Genomic DNA, 16,715 nt, shown 5'->3' with positions numbered 1-16,715 from the left:
GCTCGAAAGGTTGAAGATGGAACGAACCTCCGCGCCGGGCGAAGACTGGCGGTACGGCCGGCTGGCGATCTTCCTGCATTGGGTCATTGCCCTGCTCGTCGCAGTCCTTCTTGGTCTAGGTTGGTACATGATGAGCGTGGAAGAGGATCCGGGAAGCGCACCGCTCTTCGCCTTGCACATCTCGCTCGGGCTGACTGTGGCCTTCCTGATCGCTCTGCGTCTGGCCTGGCGGTTCGGCAATCCACCCCGGTCGACGGAAACCGGGCCACGCTGGCAGGCGCGGGCAGCGCGACTGACCCATTGGCTGCTCTATCTGCTGTTGGTCCTGATGCCGCTGACCGGGTTCCTCGGAGCGTCCTTCGGCGGGGACGGAGTGGCTTTCTTCGGCATGGCGCTCCCGCAGTGGTCGGCGCGCAACGACTCCCTGAAAGAGCAGCTTTTCGGGGTGCACTCCTTCGTCGCCTGGCTCCTGGTCGCCGTGGTGTCGCTGCACGCCCTCGGAGCGCTGAAGCACCTTCTGCTCGACCGGGACGGCGTGTTCTGGCGCATGTGGCCCGTCGACAGCAGCCGGCAGGGCCGCTGACCTGCTCATGGATAGGCATCGCGAAACGCATCGCTTCGGCCACATCGGGTGGCTGCGCGCTGCTGTGCTGGGCGCCAACGACGGCATTGTCTCCACGGCGAGTCTGATCGTCGGCATTGCGGCGACGCAAGCCGGCAAGAGCGAAGTGCTCGTCTCGGGTGTAGCGGCGCTGGTGGCCGGGGCCATGGCCATGGCTGCCGGCGAGTATGTCTCCGTCAGTTCGCAGGCCGACACGGAACGGGCCGACCTGGCCAAGGAAAGATTTGAACTGGCGAGCGTGCCCGAGCGCGAACTCGCCGAACTGGCAGCCATCTATGTCGCGCGCGGAGTGGAGCCAGGGCTCGCCGCGGAGGTGGCGCGCCAGCTCACGGCCAACGACGCGCTCGGGGCGCATGCCCGGGATGAACTCGGACATGCCGAAGCGACCGCAGCCAGACCCGCCGTCGCGTCGCTGGCGTCTGCGGGTTCGTTCGCAGCCGGCGCGGCTCTTCCGATCCTGGTGGTCGTGCTGCTGCCCGCGTCCGGTTTGATGGTGGGCGTGAGCCTTTCGTCGCTGGTGTTTCTTGCCGGACTCGGCTCGCTCGCAGCCTACGCGGGGGGCGCCTCCGTTTCAAGGGCCGCACTCAGGATCGTGGGATGGGGCGCCTCGGCGATGGCAGTGACCGCCCTGGTCGGACGGCTGGTCGGAGCGCCCTTGAGCTGAGGAATGGGCCCACGTGAGCGGCGCATGAACCTGCCCCTGTTTGACGTACCTCTTAGCCGTTCAATGATGCGGCCTTCAACAGCTGTGCCGCGATGCCAGCTTCTGAGGCATCGGGGCTTTTCCTCATGCCTGCGGTTCAAGCGAAGGGCGCGGCTGACGTTCCCAGCCGAACTGAATAAGCCAGTTCTACCGCACCCTCACGCAAACCACTTGTCCAGCCACGCCTGCAGCCGCTCATACACCGGCCCGCGCTCGAGCTCGTTGAAGATCTCGTGGTAGAGGCCCTCGAAGCAGTGGGCCGTCAGCACCCGGGCTGGCGCGGCCTGGGCAAACGCCGCGCTGCCGCGCGGGCTGACCAGCTTGTCGGACCCCGCGTACATCAGCAGGGTGGGCACCTGCCAGCGCGGGGCCGCCGCCAGCGTTGCCGCACCCCCCTCGGCAATGAAACGCGCCAGACGCCCCGAGATGCGGTCGTGGACCAGCCTGTCCTGCTGGTAGGCCTGCACCACCTGCGGATCGTGTGAGATCCATTTCGGGTCGAGGCCATTGCCCACGCGCAGATCGGGCGCGATCGCTGGCAGCACGGCCAGCAGCAACTTCTGGAAAGCATTGAGCCCCGGGTCAAAGGCCGGCGAGGACAGCACCAGGCCATCGACCCGCGTCAGTCCCAGCGCGACCAGGCGCGCCGCCACCAGACCGCCCATGCTGTGCCCCAGCAGAATCAGGGGGGTGACAGCCTGCATGCGCTTGCGCGTGCTGCCCAGCACATCGGCCAGGTCCTCGACCAGGCGATGGTCCGAGGGCAGGCCGCCGCGTACGCCGCCGGACTCACCGTGACCGTAGTGGTCGTAGCCGCGCACCGCAAAACCCCAGCCGTTCAGGCGCCGGGCCAGTTCATCGTAGCGGCCAGCGTGCTCGCCCAGGCCATGCACCAGCACCACCACGCCGCGCAGGCGGGTGCCGGGATCGAGCGGCCAGTCCTGGATGGCCAGGTTGTCGCCGTCGGCGGCAACAAAGGTGGTCAGGGTGGATTCCGGCATCGGCGCGCCCTCAGGCCATCCGGGCGATGACCTGCGCCACCGCCGCCGTCAGCCTGCGGGCGTAGGGTACGTGCAGGAATTCATTGGGGCCATGCGCATTGCTTTGAGGGCCGAGCACGCCGCAGACCATCATCTGGGCTTTCGGGAAACCCCGCGAGAGCATGTTCATGAGCGGAATGGTGCCACCCTGGCCGATGTAGCCGCAGGGGGCGCCATAGAAGTTGCGCGAAGCCTCATCCAGGGCCCGGCTGAACCAGGGCGCGGTCTCGGGCGCGTTCCAGCCCGTGGCCGAGCTCAGACCCTCGAAGGTCACGCGCGCCTGGTAGGGCGCGTTGTCCTCCAGCAGGGTCTTGAGTTCCTGCACGGCCGCGGCCGCCTCGACCAGGGGCGGCAGGCGCAGCGAGAGCTTGAAGGCGGTATGGGGGCGCAGCACGTTGCCGGCGTTCTGCAGGTCCGGCAGGCCTTCGGCGCCGGTGACACTGAGCGTCGGCGTCCAGGTGCGATTGAGCAGGGCCTGCAGCGGGTCGGTGGTCATGGGCAGGGCGAAACGTGTGTCGCCCTCGCAGTCGTAGTGCACCCAGGGGAAACGTTTGTAGAGTTCCTCGCCCAGGATGGCGGCCGTGGCGCGCGCCTGGTCCAGCCGCTCGGGGGGCACCTCGCAATGGAAACTCTGCGGCAACAGCCGGCCGGTCTTGCTGTCTTCCAGCCGGTCCAGCACCTGGCGCAGGATGCGAAAGCTTGAGGGAACGACACCACTGGCGTCGCCCGAATGCACGCCTTCGGTCAGGATCTCGACTTTCAGCACACCGCTGGCCATGCCGCGCAGGCTGGTGGTGAGCCAGAGCTGCTCGTAGTTGCCCGCGCCCGAGTCCAGGCAGACGACCAGGCCCACATCGCCCAGGCGCGCGCGCAGCGCATCCACATAGGGCAGCAGATCGTAGGAGCCGCTTTCCTCGCAGGTCTCGATCAGCCCGACGATGCGCGGATGCGCCAGCTTCTGGCTCTTGAGGGCCTGGATGGCCGCGATGCTGGCGTAGACGGCGTAGCCGTCGTCGGCGCCGCCACGGCCGTAGAGCTTGCCGCCTTCGTATTTGGGCGTCCAGGGGCCCAGGTCCTTGCGCCAGCCGTTGAACTCGGGTTGTTTGTCCAGATGGCCGTACATGAGCACGGTCTGCGCCGACACCGGGGCGTCGCGTTCGCCGCGGCTGGCCGGCAGCTCGAAAAACAGCACGGGCGTGCGGCCTTCCAGGCGGATGACTTCCAGCGTCAGGCCCTCGACCTTCTGCGCCTCCACCCAGGCGGCCGCCTGGCGCACCACGGTGTCGATATGGCCATGCCGGGCCCACTGCGGGTCGAACATGGGCGACTTGGCCGGGATGGCGATGTAATCGCTGAGCTGGCGCACGATGTCCCCGTCCCAGGCGCGGCTGATCTCCTCCAGCGCCTGGGCGGTATCGAGCACGGTTCGGGGGGCACGGGTGTTCATGCGCATCCTTGTCGAAATGCTGGGCCACTGCCAGTATATTCATCCCCGGCCATCTGTCGTGCCCCGCCTGCTTACACTCTCGACATCAAACTATCAGGAGACCCCCGTGAATACAGCCTCCCCCCTGCGCCGCCGCCTGCTGGCGGCCTGCGTCTCGGCCCTGGCCCTGGGCGGCCTGGCCCAAGCCGCCCTGGCGCAGGCCAGGATTCCCCTGCGCATCTCCTCCCCCGCCGTGCCCGACGACTGGCACGCCAAGATGTGGAGCGTGTTCAAGGAGTCGCTGGAAAAGTCCGCGCCCAAGCAGTTCGACGTCCAGATCAACCTCAACGCCTCCCTGTTCAAGCAGGGCGCCGAGCCGGCCGCCATGGCCCGCGGCAACCTGGAACTGGCCTCGATCTCGGCCTTCGACATCGCCAAGCTGGTGCCCGCCTTCTCGATCTTCACGGCCGGGTATGTGGTCCGGGACCCGCAGCACCAGCAGAAGGTCTTCAACGGCCCGATCGGCGCCGAGCTGTTCAAGGCCGTGTCCGACAAGATGGACCTGACCGTGCTCTCCACGGTCTACCTGGGCACGCGCCAGCTCAATCTGCGCGAGGTGCGCAACGTACGCACACCGGCCGACCTCAAGGGCGTGAAGCTGCGCATGCCCGGCACCAGGGAGTGGCTGTTCCTGGGCGATGCGCTGGGCGCCACCGCCACGCCGCTGGCCTTCGGCGAGGTCTATCTGGGCCTGAAAACCGGCACCATCGACGGCCAGGACAACCCGCTGCCCACGGCGCGGGCCGCCAAGTTCTACGAGGTGACCCAACAGCTGGTGCTGACCCAGCACCTGGTCGACAGCCTCTTCATCACCATCTCCAACAAGGCCTGGAACGTCCTGACGCCGGCGCAGAAACAGAACGTGATGGCCGCGGCACAGGCTGCGGCGAAGTTCAACAACGAGAACCGGATCAAGGAAGAAGGCCAGCTCGTGGACTTCTTCCGGCAGCAGGGCTTGCAGATCAGCACACCCGATGTCGAGGCCTTCCGCAAATCAGTCCAGGACACCTACGCCCGCTCGGACTACGCCAAGGTCTGGCCGACCGGCCTGCTCGAACGCATCAACAGCACCCGCTGATCCATGGGCCTGCTGCGCAAGGCTGCCCGGACACTGGGTGGGCTGATGTTCCTGTGTCTGTTCGGGGTCTTCCTGGTGCAGATCACGGCCCGCTTCGGCTTCAACCGGCCCCTGCCCTGGACCGACGAGCTGGCGGTGGTGCTCTACCTGTGGGTCATCCTCTGGGCCTGCGCCTTCATGGTGCCCGAGCGCGAGCACGTGGTGTTCGACCTGCTGTGGAACAGCGCCAGCCGGCCTGTCCGCCGCGGGATGCGCATCACGGGCCACCTGCTGATGGGCGGCCTGGCGGCAGTGGCCATCCCGGCCAGCTGGGACTATGTGCATTTCATGGGGCGCGAGGGCACGCCCGTTCTGGGCCTGTCCTTTGAATGGGTTTTCCTGCCTTTCGTGCTGCTGCTGCTGGCCCTGGTGGGGCGCAGCCTGCATGGCCTCTGGCGGACCTGTCGGGGCCAGGACCTCGAAGACCTGGAGCACAGATCATGAGCCTGGCCCTGTGGGCCCTGGTGGGCGTGGTGCTGGCCGGCATGCTGCTGCGCATGCCCATCGGTTTTTCCATGCTGATGGCTGGCGTGGCCTACCTGCTCGTCAAGGGCCAGGACCTGGGCCTGGTGGCCGAGCAGGTCAGCAACGGCCTGTACAACAGCTATGTGCTGCTGGCGGTGCCGCTGTTCGTGTTCGCCGCCAACATCATGAACGCAGGCACGGTCAGCGAACGCATCTTCGATTTCTGCCGCATCCTGGTGGGCCGCATGCGCGGCGGCCTGGCGCAGGTGGACATCCTGGTCAGCGTGATCTTCTCGGGCATGAGCGGCAGCGCCATTGCCGACGCCGCCGGGCCGGGCCTTGTCACGATCAAGCAAATGCTGAAGAAACCCGGCTACAGCCGGGGCTTCGCCGGCGCCGTGGTGGTGGCCAGCGCCACCCTGGGGCCCATCATTCCGCCGTCGATCCCCATGGTGATCTACGCCCTGGTGTCGGGCGCCTCGGTCGGGGCGCTGTTCCTGGGCGGTGTCGTACCCGGGGTGTGCATGACCCTGCTCATGATGGGCGTGGTGCACTACATCGCCCACAAGCGCCAGATGCCACGTGAAGCCCCGGTACCGCTCAAGGACTGGCCGGGCATCCTGTTTCGCGGCGCCTTGCCGCTGTCCATGCCCATCGTGCTGCTGGGCGGCATCTACTCGGGCGCCTTCACGCCCACCGAGGCGGCGGCCGTTGCGGCCCTGCATGCGCTGATCCTGGCCGCCCTGGTGTTCCGCGCGCTCAGCTGGCGTTCCTTCTGGGGTGTGGTGCTCGAATCCACGCGTTCCAGCGCCGTGATCACCATCATCCTGGCCGGCTCCTTCATGCTGAACTATGCCTTCACGGCCGAGGGCGTGCCCCAGGCCATGGCCGCCTGGGTCGAGGGCCTGCAGCTGAGCCGCCTGCAATTCCTGTTCATGGTGAACGCCCTGTTCCTGGTCCTGGGCTGTTTCCTCGACGTCTCGGTCCTGCTGCTGGTCTTCGTGCCCATGCTGCTGCCTGCGGCGAAAATGCTGGGTGTGGACCTGGTCCACTTCGGCGTGCTGGTGGTGCTCAACATGATGATTGGCCTGATCCACCCGCCTTTCGGCATGCTGCTCTTCGTCACCAAGGCGCTGACCGGCATCCCGATCGGCGAGATGATGCGCGAAGGCTGGCTCTTCCTGGTCATGCTGCTGGGGCTGCTGGTGGCCATGACCCTGTTCCCCGAGATCGTGCTCTGGCTGCCCCGGACCATGGGCTACGGAAGTTGATACCCCCGCCCCTTGAGAGCGGAGCCCGTTCAAATATCGAGCGCCCAGATGCCCGGTAGGTTGCGCCAGTAGCCGTAGGCGTCCATGCCGTAACCCACCAGAAACCTGTTCGGCACCACCAGGCCCACGACATCGGGTCGGGCCGGTTTGGACTTGCCGATGGCCTTGTCGGCAAACACCGCCAGCAGCACCTCCGTCGCCCCCATGGCCAGCAGGCGCTCCTTCACGTGCGCCAGGGTTTCGCCCTCGTCCAGGATGTCGTCGAGCACGATCACGGTGCGCCCGCGCACATCGGCCCGCGGCTCCACCTTCCACTCGATACGGCCACCGTGATCCTTGGCGCCATAGCGGGTGACGTGGATGTAATCGAACTCCAGCGGGAAACTCAGGCGCGTCAGGAGCTGGCCCGCGAACACCACCGCGCCGCCCATCACGCCCAGCACCAGGGGGAAGGCGGGAGCGCCCTCCCGGTCAAAACGGGCATTGATCTGGTCGGCCATCCGGGCCAGCGCCGCTTGCACGGCGGCGCCATCAAAGACTTCGGTGGCCTGGGCCAGCAGAGCGCGGGCCTTGGTCGCGTGGGCCTGGGCGCTCAGTTCTGGGGTGGCAGACATGGTCGGTCCCGGTCAGGGTAGGGATGTTCAGCGCGAAAACTTCAGCACCGCGGTGCTGGCCAGCAGATTGGGCATGAAACGCCGCAGGCGACCGTTGTGCAGGCCGAAGCTGTCGATGATCTGCAAGCCATTGCGTTGCGCCAGCACCTCGAGATCGGCATGCGTGCCGACGCGGATATTGGGCGTGTCATACCACTGGTAGGGCAGGCGGCGCGTCACCGGCATACGGCCGAGCAGGACGCTGAGCCGGTTGGGCCAGTGGGCGAAATTGGGGAAGGCCACGATACCCGTGCGACCCACCCGTGCGGTCTCGCGCAACACGGTCTCGGCATTGCGCAGGTGCTGCAGGGTGTCGATCTGCAGCACCACGTCGAAGCTCTGGTCGTCAAACAAGGACAGGCCCTCGTCCAGGTTGAGCTGGATGACGTTGACACCGCGCTGCACGCAGGCCAGCACGTTGTCGTCGGCGATCTCGATGCCGTAACCACTGCAGCCACGCGTGGCCTGCAAATGAGCCAGCAGGGCGCCGTCGCCGCAGCCCAGGTCCAGCACGCGGGCACCGGGCGGCACCAGGCTGGCGATGGTTTCCAGGGTCAGGCGGTCGCTCACTGGGTAAGCTCCGTGCTGCGCACTGCGGTGCGAGCGCCTTCGGGCGGCCGGGCGGCGCTCATGCGGTCACCTCCCCAGCAATACCCTGAAAGTAGGAGCGCACCAGCTTCATGTAACGCGCATCGTCGAGCAGGAAGGCGTCGTGCCCGTGCGGGGCGTCGATCTCGGCGTAAGTGAGCTCGCGGCGGTTGTCGAGCAGAGCCCGGGCGATCTCGCGGCTGCGTTTGGGCGAGAAACGCCAGTCGGTGCTGAAACTCACCAGCAGGAACTTGCAGCGGGCAGCCGCCAACGCGCGGGTCAGGTTGCCCTCATGCGCGCGCGCCGGATCGAAATAGTCCAGTGCGCGCGTGATCAGCAGATAGGTGTTGGCGTCGAAGTACTCGCTGAACTTGTCGCCCTGGTAACGCAGATAGCTTTCAATCTGGAACTCGACGTCCTGCGTGGTGTATTGGTAGCCCTCGCGCACGACACCGTCCACGGCCGCCCTGAGCTCGCGTCCGAACTTCTCGTTCATGACGTCGTCGCTCAGGTAGGTAATGTGGCCGATCATGCGCGCGATGCGCAGGCCGCGCTTGGGGATCACGCCATGTTCGTAGAAATGGCCGCCATGGAAATCGGGGTCGGTCACGATGGCGCGGCGCGCCACTTCGTTGAAGGCGATGTTCTCGGCGTTGAGGTTGGGCGCGCTGGCCACCACCACAGCGTGGCGCACACGCCCGGGGTATTGCAAGGTCCAGGACAGGGCCTGCATGCCGCCCAGGCTGCCGCCCATGACGGCGGCCAGGGTCTGGATGCCCAGGGCATCGAGCAGGCGCGCCTGGGCGTTGACCCAGTCCTCCACCGTCACCACCGGGAAATCGGCGCCGTAGACCTTGCCCGTGTCAGGATTGACGTGCATGGGGCCGGTGGAGCCGAAGCAGGAACCCAGGTTGTTGACGCCGATGACAAAGAACTTGTCGGTGTCCACAGGCTTGCCCGGGCCGATCATGTTGTCCCACCAGCCTTCGCTTTTGGGCTGGCCTTCGTAGACACCGGCCACATGGTGCGAGGCGTTGAGCGCGTGGCAGATCAGCACGGCGTTGGACTTGTCGGCATTGAGCGTGCCGTAGGTCTCGTAGGCCAGGGTGTAGCCGCGGATGCTCGCGCCGCTCTGCAGGGACAGGGCGGCGTCGAATTGCATCGACTGGGGCTGGGCGATCAGCATCGCGGTCTGGCTCTCACAAAACAAAACCCGGCATAGCATTCAGCCTGGCCGGGTCTCAGAAGATGAAAACACCTTGCCTCTTTAGCTGAACTTCGGAACTCCAGGGTTCCGGCGCCCGCAATCGGGTTCAAATCGGCGCTGATGATGAGTATAAGTCCAAGTCTCAGCCCCAGCCCCAGCCCAGCAGCGCGAGCAGCCCCAGACCGGCAAAGATCACCGCCGAAACCAGATGGACCAGGCGTATGGGGATGTGCCGGGTCATGCGCTCACCCAGCCAGACCACGGGCGCATTGGCCAGCATCATGCCCAGCGTGGTGCCGGCGACAACCCAGGCCCAGGCCTGGTATTGCGCCGCCAGCATGACGGTGGCGATCTGCGTCTTGTCGCCCATCTCGGCCAGGAAGAAAGCGATCACGGTGGTGCCGAACACCCCCCAGCGCGGCGCCCGGGCCCCGCCCGCGTCTTCATCGATCTTGTCCGGGATGAGCATCCAGACCGCCATGACCAGAAAAGACAGGCCCAGGATCCAGCGCAGCCAGACCGGACCCAGAACGGTCGTCACCCAGGTGCCCACCGCCCCGGCCAGGGCATGGTTGAACAGGGTGGCCACCAGGATGCCGGCCACGATGGGCCAGGGTTTGCGAAAACGGATGGCGAGGAGCAGGGCGAGCAACTGGGTCTTGTCACCCATTTCGGCCAGCGCGACCAGGCCGGTCGATATCAGAAAAGCTTCCACCGGCCGATTCTAGTCTCCGGTTTCAGCATACTCATCATTGGAGGCCGTCGAGTTTTGCGCCGATTTTTGATGGCGACGACTAACTTGAATGCAAAATAAAAGTCACTTTATTCGCGCTATATCTCTATGCGTTCTGTGGATATGGCCCTGCGCGGCTGTACTCGACTTTTCATTGCTCAGAGGCCGTGACAGCTCGTCAAGGATCCCACAGTTCGCCGCCGCCTGAGCCTCGCCACAACGCTCACGCAGGCTTTTCAGCTGTTTCTCCAGCGCACGCAACTCCCGAATCCGGTCGGCCACATGGCCGATGTGCGCATCCAGAAGTGCATTCACATCACCGCAGTCCGATCCGGGGGCATCCTTGAAGCGCAGCAGCTGCCGGATCTCATCCAGGGTCATGTCCAGGCTGCGACAGTGCCGGATGAAAGTCAGTCGCTCGGCATGGGCCTCACCATAAATTCGGTAGTTGCCTTCAGTACGGGCGGGCTCGGGCAGCAGACCTTCGCGCTCGTAGTAGCGGACCGTTTCGACCCGGGTTTGGGTCTGTTTCGACAGATCACCGATCTTCATACTCAACTCCCCACGATCAAGCCGCGACGGTTCGAGGCTGGACGGCGATCAGGGCCAGGCCCAGCAGACAGACCGTCCCGCCCACCGGATCCCGACGTGTGGGCGTGACACCCTCCACACGCCAAGGCCTCAGCAACGCTGCCACCACATCGACACCACCGTAAACCGTCAGGGCAGGCAGCAGCCGACGATCTCCGCCACGGCGGTGAGAACGTACAGAATCGAGACGCGCAGGGCTTCCGACATGGCAAGGTGGCTATGGGATCCGGGTGATCGCATCTTAGCGGCTTGACTCTATAGCCGCTACAGGGTTTCCAATTCAATCCAACAAGGAGTGGAAATGCAGCGACGGAACAGCTCAGCGCAGGACCAGGACCACGGATGCGCCTGCAGTGTCACGCCGGCGCCCGTTCGCGTCGAAACCGGACCCGCCGGCGCCCCAGGCGCGGTTTTCCGCATCCCGGCCATGGATTGCGCTGCCGAGGAAAGCGAGATCCGGCATGCGTTGGCGGACATTGCCGGCGTGCGGAGCCTCGGCTTCCAGCTGTCGGCGCGCACCCTGCGCATCGATGCCCCGGCCGAAGTCATCGCACGTGCTCTGGACGCCATCCGCCAGGCCGGCTTTGATCCCCAGCCTGTCGCGCCACTTGCACAGGATGCACCGCACGCCCCCATGGCCGAAGGGCTGTGGCGCCTCGGTGCTTCACTGCTGCTGGCCATTGCCGCCGAACTGCTGGACTTCTTCGCGCCGGAGACGGCCGTCTACAAAGGCGCCGGCATGGCCCTGGCGGCGGCGGCGATCTGGCTGGCCGGCTTCTCCACCTACAGCAAGGGCTTGACCGCGCTGCGGCAGGGCCGGCTGAACATCAGCGCCCTGATGACGGTGGCAGTCACAGGCGCCTTCCTGATCGGCCAATGGCCGGAGGCGGCCATGGTGATGGCGCTCTATGCCATCGCTGAACTCATCGAGGCGCGGGCCGTGGACCGGGCGCGCAACGCCATCAAGAGCCTGCTGGATCTGACGCCGGACAGGGCTGAAATCCGCCAACCCGACGGCGAATGGAAGGAGCTTGCCGCGGCCGATGTTGCCCTGGAGGCCATCGTCAGGGTCAAGCCCGGGGCGCGCATTCCACTCGATGGCGTGGTCATGACCGGCAACAGTGCGATCAACCAGGCACCGGTGACGGGCGAGAGCATGCCGGTGGACAAGATCGCAGGCGATCCGGTCTTCGCGGGCACCATCAACGGCGCCGGCGCGCTCGAAGTGCGCGTCACCGCCGCCGCCGGCAACACCACGCTGGCCCGCATCATCCGGGCCGTGGAACAGGCCCAGGGCAGCCGCGCGCCGACCCAGCAGTTCGTGGACCGCTTCGCTGCCATCTACACCCCGGCGGTGTTCGCGCTCGCCGTGGCCGTGGCGCTGTTGACGCCCTGGCTCATGGGCTTGAGCTGGATGGCGGCCCTGTACAAGGCCCTGGTCCTGCTGGTCATCGCCTGCCCCTGCGCCCTGGTGATTGCCACGCCGGTCACGGTGGTCAGCGGCCTGGCCTCGGCGGCGCGCCGCGGCATCCTCATCAAGGGCGGGGTCTACCTCGAAGACGCTCACAAGATCAGGGCGATCGCGCTGGACAAGACCGGCACCATCACCGAGGGCAAGCCCCGGCTGGTGGCCACCGAGGTGCTGCCTTCACCGATCCCGGAGGCACAGGTGCTGCGCTGGGCCGGCGATCTGGCGGGCCATTCCGATCATCCCGTGTCCAAGGCCATCGTCCAGGGACTGGGTCACAGCAACGGACAGCTGGAGCAGTTCACGGCCCTGCCCGGCCGTGGCACCCAGGCCCGCACCGATGGCCAGACGCTCATCCTGGGCAACCACCGCCTGATCGAGGAGCGGGGCCTGTGCACCCCGGCGATCGAGGCACGGCTGGCAGAACACGAGGCGCAGGGGCGCACCGTGACGCTGCTGGCCATGGAGAACCAGGTGCTGGCCCTCTTTGCCGTGGCCGACACCATCAAGGAGAGTTCACGCGAGGCCCTGAGCGAGCTCCACGCTCTGGGGGTGCGCTCGGTGATGCTGACAGGTGACAACCCGGCGACCGCGCAAACGATAGCCCGCCAGGCCGGTATCGACGATGCACGCGGCAATCTGCTGCCCGAGGACAAGCTGACGGCCATCGAGGATCTGCAGACGCGCTATGGGGTGACCGCGATGACCGGAGATGGCATCAACGATGCGCCGGCCCTGGCGCGCGCCAGCATCGGCATCGCCATGGGCGCGGCGGGCACCGACACGGCCATGGAGGCGGCCGACGTGGTCATCATGAACGACGACCTGCGCCGCATCCCCGAGCTGATCCGGCTCTCACGTCGTACCCGGTCCGTGCTCTGGCAGAACATCGTGCTGGCCCTGGGCATCAAGTCGGTCTTCCTGGTGCTGTCGGTTCTGGGCGGCGCCACCATGTGGATGGCCGTGTTCGCCGACATGGGCGCCAGCCTGATCGTGGTGTTCAACGGCCTGCGCCTGCTGAAGACCAAGACTTGAAGGGGGCGCATGAAAACAGCCCCTATCAACCTCGAGCGCCAGAACCCGTCATGCCACGGCACCGCCCGATTTCCGGCGCCAACATGCAGCGTCTACGAGAATGCCACCCATGCGCCGCCGCTGGCTCTCCATTCTTCTGCTGGCCCTGCTCCCGCTGCAACTCAGTTGGGCGGCAGTGAGCGTGCATTGCCGGCACGAAACCGCCGCCGCGAATCGAACGAAATCTATGCCTTGCACAGGCCGTGCTGGGCTGGAGCTTTGGCAGTCATGGCGAGCACCTCACATCCGTTCGCCCTGAGCCTGTCGAAGGGCCCCGACAGGCTCAGCCGGAACGGCAAGATGTCATGCGTAAAGAAAACATCAATGGATGACAGGTCAGTTCTCGTGCCCTTGGCGCTGCAGGAAGCCGAGGCGAGCACTCTCGCTGCTGGTCATGGAAATCTTCTGGCCATCAGCCGTCTCCAGGACTTGGCCTTTGGAGACGTGGACAACGCGGTCGAACTTGTCGGCCGCAGCCATTTTCCCGTCCTTGAAAACGTACACAGTGCCGCCGTCTTTGAGGCGGTAGGTTTTGTCGACATTGTTCGCCAGCGAGTCGGAAGCAAAAGCGGTCGATGCCAGGGTGCTGAGCACAGCGGCGGCGAAGAGCGAGGTGATGCGGGCGTTCATATCAGTTCCTTTCTTGAATACAGGTGCAACGTCACTTGATGCACCTTGTGCGAATGCACGTCCTGTATTCTGTCGATCGGCCCTGACATGAAGATGTGCCGGTGATTACATTTGCGTCAGATCCGATACATCGGGAAGAGAAAGGCTGCAACGGGCATTGCGCACGCCTTCGCGGCTCATGCTTTGTGCTCGAAGCATTCTGTTCGAGAGCAATCCAAGGCCGCGATCAACGGGCAGGAAACTTTGCCCTGCTGCGCGTTGCATTCGCTCACCAGCGTCGACAGCGCCGCCTCCATCCGCGCGAGGTCTGCCAAGCGGGTGCGCACGTCGGCCAGGCGCAGGGCAGCCAACCCGGCAGCCTCGCTGCAGTGGGCGCCATCCGCGAGTTTCAGGAGCTGGCCGACTTCATCCAGGCTGAATCCCAGGCGCTGGGCTGACTTCACGAACTTCACCCGCGCCATATCCGCATGACCATAGCGGCGTATGCCCCCATACGGCCGCGCCGGTTCCGGCAGCAGGCCCTTGCGCTGATAGAAGCGGATCGTCTCCACATTGACCCTGACCGCCTTGGCAAAGGCGCCGATGGTCAGGCTCTCCAGATCGTTCTTCATCGCGCTTGACTCCGTACTTGACTACGGACGTAACGTTACAGCATCAACCGAAAACCCGGAAGGAGAACCTCATGTCGGAACCCACGAGCGGTCGCGGCGCCTTGGTCGCCGGCGGCCTCGCCGCCATCCTCGCATCCACCTGCTGCCTTGGCCCCCTCGTGCTGGTCACGGTCGGCTTTTCGGGCGCCTGGATCGGCAACCTGACCGTACTGGAGCCGTACCGGCCGCTGTTCATCGGCGCGGCACTCGTCGCGCTGCTCCTTGCCTGGCACAGCATCTTCCGCCCGGCACAAACCTGCAAACCGGACGCCCTTTGCACCGTGCCGCAGGTACGGACGGTCTCCAGGCTGATTTTCTGGACAGTGGTTGCCCTGGTCTTGCTTGCCATCGCGTTTCCCTACGTTCTGCCGCTGTTCTATTGAAAGGAAAGGAGCGTCATGAAGAAACTCGCCGCCCTGATCGCCCTGATCGCCACCCTGAGCACCCCGGCCTGGGCTACCACCAGGACCGTCACCCTATCGGTGCCCGGCATGACCTGCGCCGCGTGCCCGATCACCATCAAGAAGGCCCTGTTCAAGGTCGCTGGTGTCCAGAAAGCCGAGTTCAGCCTCGAGAAACGTGAGGCCATCGTGACTTTCGATGACACCAAGACCAGCGCCGCAGCGCTGGCCAAGGCTACTGAGAGCGCGGGCTATCCCGCTGCCGTAAAACCGTGAGGGCATGGTCATGACCGGAACGATCACCCTGCACATCGACGGCATGACCTGCACGTCGTGCGCCGTGCACATCCAGCAGTCTTTGGAAAACGTGCCCGGCGTGCGCTCGATCTCGGTGTCCTGTCCGCGCAAACGGGCCGAGATCGAGGCGGATGCGGGCGTGAGCCCGGATCAGCTGGTCGCGGCTGTGAACGCGCTCGGCTACCGCGCAAGGGTTGCCGGCTCTCAGGGCCCGCTCCCAGGCGGCCTGTTCGACAAGGCGCTCGACTGGACGGGCAGGGGGGCAAAGCACGTCGGCAGCGCACCAGCGCTGCACGTGGCCGTGATCGGCAGCGGTGGTGCGGCGATGGCGGCGGCGCTGAAAGCTGTCGAGCAGGGTGCGCGTGTGACCCTCATCGAGCGGGGCGTCATTGGCGGAACCTGCGTCAACATCGGTTGCGTGCCATCCAAGATCATGATCCGCGCTGCGCACATCGCCCACCTGCGTCGCGAAAGCCCGTTCGATGAAGGTCTGACTGCCTGCGCGCCCGCCGTACTGCGCGAGCGACTGCTGGCCCAGCAGTCGAGCCGTGTCGAGGAGCTGCGCCGCGCCAAGTACGAAGGCATCCTGGCGAGTACCCCGGCCATCACCGTGCTGCACGGCGAGGCTCGTTTCAAGAACGCGCACACGCTGACCGTCCTGCTTTCTGACGGTGGGAGCCGGGAAGTGACTTTTGACCGCTGCCTGGTTGCGACCGGTGCGAGTCCGGCGATTCCACCGATCTCCGGCTTGAAGGACACGCCCTACTGGACTTCCACCGAGGCGCTGGCGAGTGACACGGTACCTGAGCGCCTGGCCGTGATTGGCTCGTCGGTGGTTGCCGTGGAGCTGGCGCAAGCATTTGCCCGGCTCGGCAGCCAGGTCACCATCCTGGCGCGCAGCACACTGCTCTTGCGCGAAGACCCGGCCATTGGCGCAGCCATCATGGCCATCTTCCGCGCCGAGGGCATCAAGGTGCTGGACCATACCCAGGCGTTTCAAGTTGCTTATGCGAATGGGGAATTCGCACTCGCCACCGGGCACGGCGAGCTGCGCGTCGACCGGCTGCTGATCGCCACCGGGCGTGCACCGAATACGTCCCGCCTGAATCTCGGTGCGGCAGGCGTCGAGGTCGACGCGCAAGGAGCCATCGCCATCGACTCACGCCTGCGAACAAGCACACCGCACATCTTTGCTGCCGGCGACTGCACCAACCAGCCGCAGTTTGTCTATGTGGCGGCGGCAGCCGGCACGCGGGCCGCGATCAACATGAGCGGCGGCGACGCTGCGCTGGACCTGACCGCGATGCCGGCGGTGGTGTTCAGCGATCCGCAGGTGGCGACGGTGGGCTGCAGTGAAGCGCAGGCGCGCGACGATGGCATCGCGACCGACAGCCGGACCCTGACGCTCGACAATGTGCCGAGGGCGCTGGCCAACTTCGACACGCGCGGCTTCATCAAACTGGTCACCGAGGCCGGCTCGGGACGGCTGATCGGCGTGCAGGTGGTGGCAGCAGAAGCGGGTGAGCTGATCCAGACGGCAGCGCTGGCGATCCGCTGCCGGATGACCGTTCAGGAGCTGGCCGATCAGCTGTTCCCCTACCTGACCATGGTCGAAGGGTTGAAGCTCGCGGCGCAGACCTTCCACAAGGACGTGAAGCAACTGTCTTGCTGCGCCGGCTGAAGAGACGGAGCGGATGAGCGTCTGCGCCTTCATCAACG

General features: G+C 65.8%; 19 protein-coding genes. 9 read left to right on the top strand and 10 right to left on the bottom strand.

Annotated features, from left to right (window positions below; translation table 11 throughout):
* Positions 1 to 16: 16 nt before the first annotated feature.
* Together ACYVH8_RS16790 and ACYVH8_RS16785 are read left to right on the top strand one after the other, a co-directional pair.
* The gene (locus tag ACYVH8_RS16790; protein ID WP_460489958.1) at positions 17 to 583 is read left to right on the top strand and encodes a cytochrome b; all 567 of its coding nucleotides are present in this window, start codon (positions 17 to 19) and stop codon (positions 581 to 583) included.
* Positions 584 to 590: 7 nt separating this feature from the next.
* Positions 591 to 1,286: a VIT1/CCC1 transporter family protein gene (locus ACYVH8_RS16785; RefSeq protein WP_460489957.1), complete on the top strand. Its 696-nt coding sequence runs from the start codon at positions 591 to 593 to the stop codon at positions 1,284 to 1,286.
* A gap of 197 nt (positions 1,287 to 1,483) precedes the next feature.
* On the opposite strand, the gene ACYVH8_RS16780 is transcribed toward ACYVH8_RS16785, so the two are convergent.
* Positions 1,484 to 2,326, bottom strand: coding sequence for a lysophospholipase (locus ACYVH8_RS16780; protein WP_460489956.1), 843 nt, complete (start codon positions 2,324 to 2,326; stop codon positions 1,484 to 1,486).
* A gap of 10 nt (positions 2,327 to 2,336) precedes the next feature.
* Positions 2,337 to 3,812: a M20 family metallopeptidase gene (locus tag ACYVH8_RS16775; protein WP_460489955.1), complete on the bottom strand. Its 1,476-nt coding sequence runs from the start codon at positions 3,810 to 3,812 to the stop codon at positions 2,337 to 2,339.
* A gap of 106 nt (positions 3,813 to 3,918) precedes the next feature.
* Here ACYVH8_RS16775 and ACYVH8_RS16770 point away from each other — a divergent pair, with 106 nt between their 5' ends.
* From ACYVH8_RS16770 to ACYVH8_RS16760, 3 genes are read left to right on the top strand one after another with little or no spacing between them, the layout of a single operon-like run.
* Entirely contained in the window at positions 3,919 to 4,929 is a 1,011-nt protein-coding gene (locus ACYVH8_RS16770) for a sialic acid TRAP transporter substrate-binding protein SiaP (RefSeq protein ID WP_460489954.1), read from the top strand.
* A gap of 3 nt (positions 4,930 to 4,932) precedes the next feature.
* Positions 4,933 to 5,412 (top strand): TRAP transporter small permease, encoded by a 480-nt coding sequence (locus ACYVH8_RS16765; protein ID WP_460489953.1) that lies wholly within the window; start codon positions 4,933 to 4,935, stop codon positions 5,410 to 5,412.
* The gene (locus tag ACYVH8_RS16760) at positions 5,409 to 6,704 is read left to right on the top strand and encodes a TRAP transporter large permease (protein WP_460489952.1); all 1,296 of its coding nucleotides are present in this window, start codon (positions 5,409 to 5,411) and stop codon (positions 6,702 to 6,704) included. The genes ACYVH8_RS16765 and ACYVH8_RS16760 overlap by 4 nt, the downstream gene beginning before the upstream one ends.
* 29 nt (positions 6,705 to 6,733) lie before the next feature.
* Here the strand turns inward: ACYVH8_RS16760 and ACYVH8_RS16755 are convergent, their stop codons facing one another.
* The 6 genes from ACYVH8_RS16755 to ACYVH8_RS16730 form a co-directional block, all read right to left on the bottom strand.
* The gene (locus ACYVH8_RS16755) at positions 6,734 to 7,318 is read right to left on the bottom strand and encodes a hypoxanthine-guanine phosphoribosyltransferase (RefSeq protein WP_460489951.1); all 585 of its coding nucleotides are present in this window, start codon (positions 7,316 to 7,318) and stop codon (positions 6,734 to 6,736) included.
* 27 nt (positions 7,319 to 7,345) lie between these two features.
* Positions 7,346 to 7,927 carry a methionine biosynthesis protein MetW gene (gene metW, locus ACYVH8_RS16750; protein ID WP_460489950.1) on the bottom strand — a complete coding sequence of 194 codons (582 nt, stop codon included), beginning with the start codon at positions 7,925 to 7,927 and terminating at the stop codon, positions 7,346 to 7,348.
* A 58-nt stretch (positions 7,928 to 7,985) separates the two neighbouring features.
* Positions 7,986 to 9,131: a homoserine O-succinyltransferase MetX gene (metX, locus tag ACYVH8_RS16745; RefSeq protein ID WP_460489949.1), complete on the bottom strand. Its 1,146-nt coding sequence runs from the start codon at positions 9,129 to 9,131 to the stop codon at positions 7,986 to 7,988.
* 163 nt (positions 9,132 to 9,294) lie between these two features.
* The gene (locus tag ACYVH8_RS16740; RefSeq protein WP_460489948.1) at positions 9,295 to 9,867 is read right to left on the bottom strand and encodes a TMEM165/GDT1 family protein; all 573 of its coding nucleotides are present in this window, start codon (positions 9,865 to 9,867) and stop codon (positions 9,295 to 9,297) included.
* Between the two features lie 102 nt (positions 9,868 to 9,969).
* The gene (gene cadR, locus ACYVH8_RS16735; protein ID WP_460489947.1) at positions 9,970 to 10,437 is read right to left on the bottom strand and encodes a Cd(II)/Pb(II)-responsive transcriptional regulator; all 468 of its coding nucleotides are present in this window, start codon (positions 10,435 to 10,437) and stop codon (positions 9,970 to 9,972) included.
* A gap of 16 nt (positions 10,438 to 10,453) precedes the next feature.
* On the bottom strand, positions 10,454 to 10,555 hold the full coding sequence (locus ACYVH8_RS16730) for a hypothetical protein (RefSeq protein ID WP_460489980.1): 102 nt from the start codon (positions 10,553 to 10,555) through the stop codon (positions 10,454 to 10,456).
* 222 nt (positions 10,556 to 10,777) lie between these two features.
* Here ACYVH8_RS16730 and ACYVH8_RS16725 point away from each other — a divergent pair, with 222 nt between their 5' ends.
* Positions 10,778 to 12,979 (top strand): heavy metal translocating P-type ATPase, encoded by a 2,202-nt coding sequence (locus ACYVH8_RS16725; RefSeq protein ID WP_460489946.1) that lies wholly within the window; start codon positions 10,778 to 10,780, stop codon positions 12,977 to 12,979.
* Between the two features lie 375 nt (positions 12,980 to 13,354).
* Here ACYVH8_RS16725 and ACYVH8_RS16720 read toward each other — a convergent pair whose 3' ends face one another.
* Together ACYVH8_RS16720 and merR are read right to left on the bottom strand one after the other, a co-directional pair.
* Positions 13,355 to 13,648: a CopK family periplasmic copper-binding protein gene (locus ACYVH8_RS16720; RefSeq protein ID WP_460489945.1), complete on the bottom strand. Its 294-nt coding sequence runs from the start codon at positions 13,646 to 13,648 to the stop codon at positions 13,355 to 13,357.
* A 176-nt stretch (positions 13,649 to 13,824) separates the two neighbouring features.
* The gene (merR, locus tag ACYVH8_RS16715; protein WP_460489944.1) at positions 13,825 to 14,259 is read right to left on the bottom strand and encodes an Hg(II)-responsive transcriptional regulator; all 435 of its coding nucleotides are present in this window, start codon (positions 14,257 to 14,259) and stop codon (positions 13,825 to 13,827) included.
* Between the two features lie 71 nt (positions 14,260 to 14,330).
* Here merR and merT point away from each other — a divergent pair, with 71 nt between their 5' ends.
* The 3 genes from merT to merA are packed head-to-tail and all read left to right on the top strand — an operon-like array spanning position 14,331 to position 16,677.
* Positions 14,331 to 14,681 (top strand): mercuric ion transporter MerT, encoded by a 351-nt coding sequence (merT, locus tag ACYVH8_RS16710; protein ID WP_460489943.1) that lies wholly within the window; start codon positions 14,331 to 14,333, stop codon positions 14,679 to 14,681.
* Positions 14,682 to 14,696: 15 nt separating this feature from the next.
* A complete protein-coding gene (gene merP, locus ACYVH8_RS16705) occupies positions 14,697 to 14,975 on the top strand; it encodes a mercury resistance system periplasmic binding protein MerP (RefSeq protein WP_460489942.1) in 279 nt (92 codons plus the stop codon).
* Between the two features lie 10 nt (positions 14,976 to 14,985).
* Positions 14,986 to 16,677 (top strand): mercury(II) reductase, encoded by a 1,692-nt coding sequence (merA, locus tag ACYVH8_RS16700; protein ID WP_460489941.1) that lies wholly within the window; start codon positions 14,986 to 14,988, stop codon positions 16,675 to 16,677.
* The last annotated feature ends 38 nt before the right edge of the window (positions 16,678 to 16,715 follow it).

This window comes from Curvibacter fontanus (genome assembly GCF_054780335.1).
The sequence above is the reverse complement of the archived record's forward strand: the minus strand, read 5'-3'. Positions and strand labels throughout refer to the sequence as shown.

Excerpts from the sequence above, each read along its gene's own strand:
- cadR (WP_460489947.1), bottom strand. The coding sequence starts at position 10,437 with ATGAAGATCGGTGATCTGTCGAAACAGACCCAAACCCGGGTCGAAACG.
- merP (WP_460489942.1), top strand. The coding sequence starts at position 14,697 with ATGAAGAAACTCGCCGCCCTGATCGCCCTGATCGCCACCCTGAGCACC.
- metX (WP_460489949.1), bottom strand. The coding sequence starts at position 9,131 with ATGCTGATCGCCCAGCCCCAGTCGATGCAATTCGACGCCGCCCTGTCC.
- merR (WP_460489944.1), bottom strand. The coding sequence starts at position 14,259 with ATGAAGAACGATCTGGAGAGCCTGACCATCGGCGCCTTTGCCAAGGCG.
- merT (WP_460489943.1), top strand. The coding sequence starts at position 14,331 with ATGTCGGAACCCACGAGCGGTCGCGGCGCCTTGGTCGCCGGCGGCCTC.
- ACYVH8_RS16725 (WP_460489946.1), top strand. The coding sequence starts at position 10,778 with ATGCAGCGACGGAACAGCTCAGCGCAGGACCAGGACCACGGATGCGCC.
- ACYVH8_RS16780 (WP_460489956.1), bottom strand. The coding sequence starts at position 2,326 with ATGCCGGAATCCACCCTGACCACCTTTGTTGCCGCCGACGGCGACAAC.
- ACYVH8_RS16790 (WP_460489958.1), top strand. The coding sequence starts at position 17 with ATGGAACGAACCTCCGCGCCGGGCGAAGACTGGCGGTACGGCCGGCTG.
- ACYVH8_RS16785 (WP_460489957.1), top strand. The coding sequence starts at position 591 with ATGGATAGGCATCGCGAAACGCATCGCTTCGGCCACATCGGGTGGCTG.
- ACYVH8_RS16760 (WP_460489952.1), top strand. The coding sequence starts at position 5,409 with ATGAGCCTGGCCCTGTGGGCCCTGGTGGGCGTGGTGCTGGCCGGCATG.
- merA (WP_460489941.1), top strand. The coding sequence starts at position 14,986 with ATGACCGGAACGATCACCCTGCACATCGACGGCATGACCTGCACGTCG.
- ACYVH8_RS16765 (WP_460489953.1), top strand. The coding sequence starts at position 4,933 with ATGGGCCTGCTGCGCAAGGCTGCCCGGACACTGGGTGGGCTGATGTTC.
- ACYVH8_RS16720 (WP_460489945.1), bottom strand. The coding sequence starts at position 13,648 with ATGAACGCCCGCATCACCTCGCTCTTCGCCGCCGCTGTGCTCAGCACC.
- ACYVH8_RS16755 (WP_460489951.1), bottom strand. The coding sequence starts at position 7,318 with ATGTCTGCCACCCCAGAACTGAGCGCCCAGGCCCACGCGACCAAGGCC.
- ACYVH8_RS16775 (WP_460489955.1), bottom strand. The coding sequence starts at position 3,812 with ATGAACACCCGTGCCCCCCGAACCGTGCTCGATACCGCCCAGGCGCTG.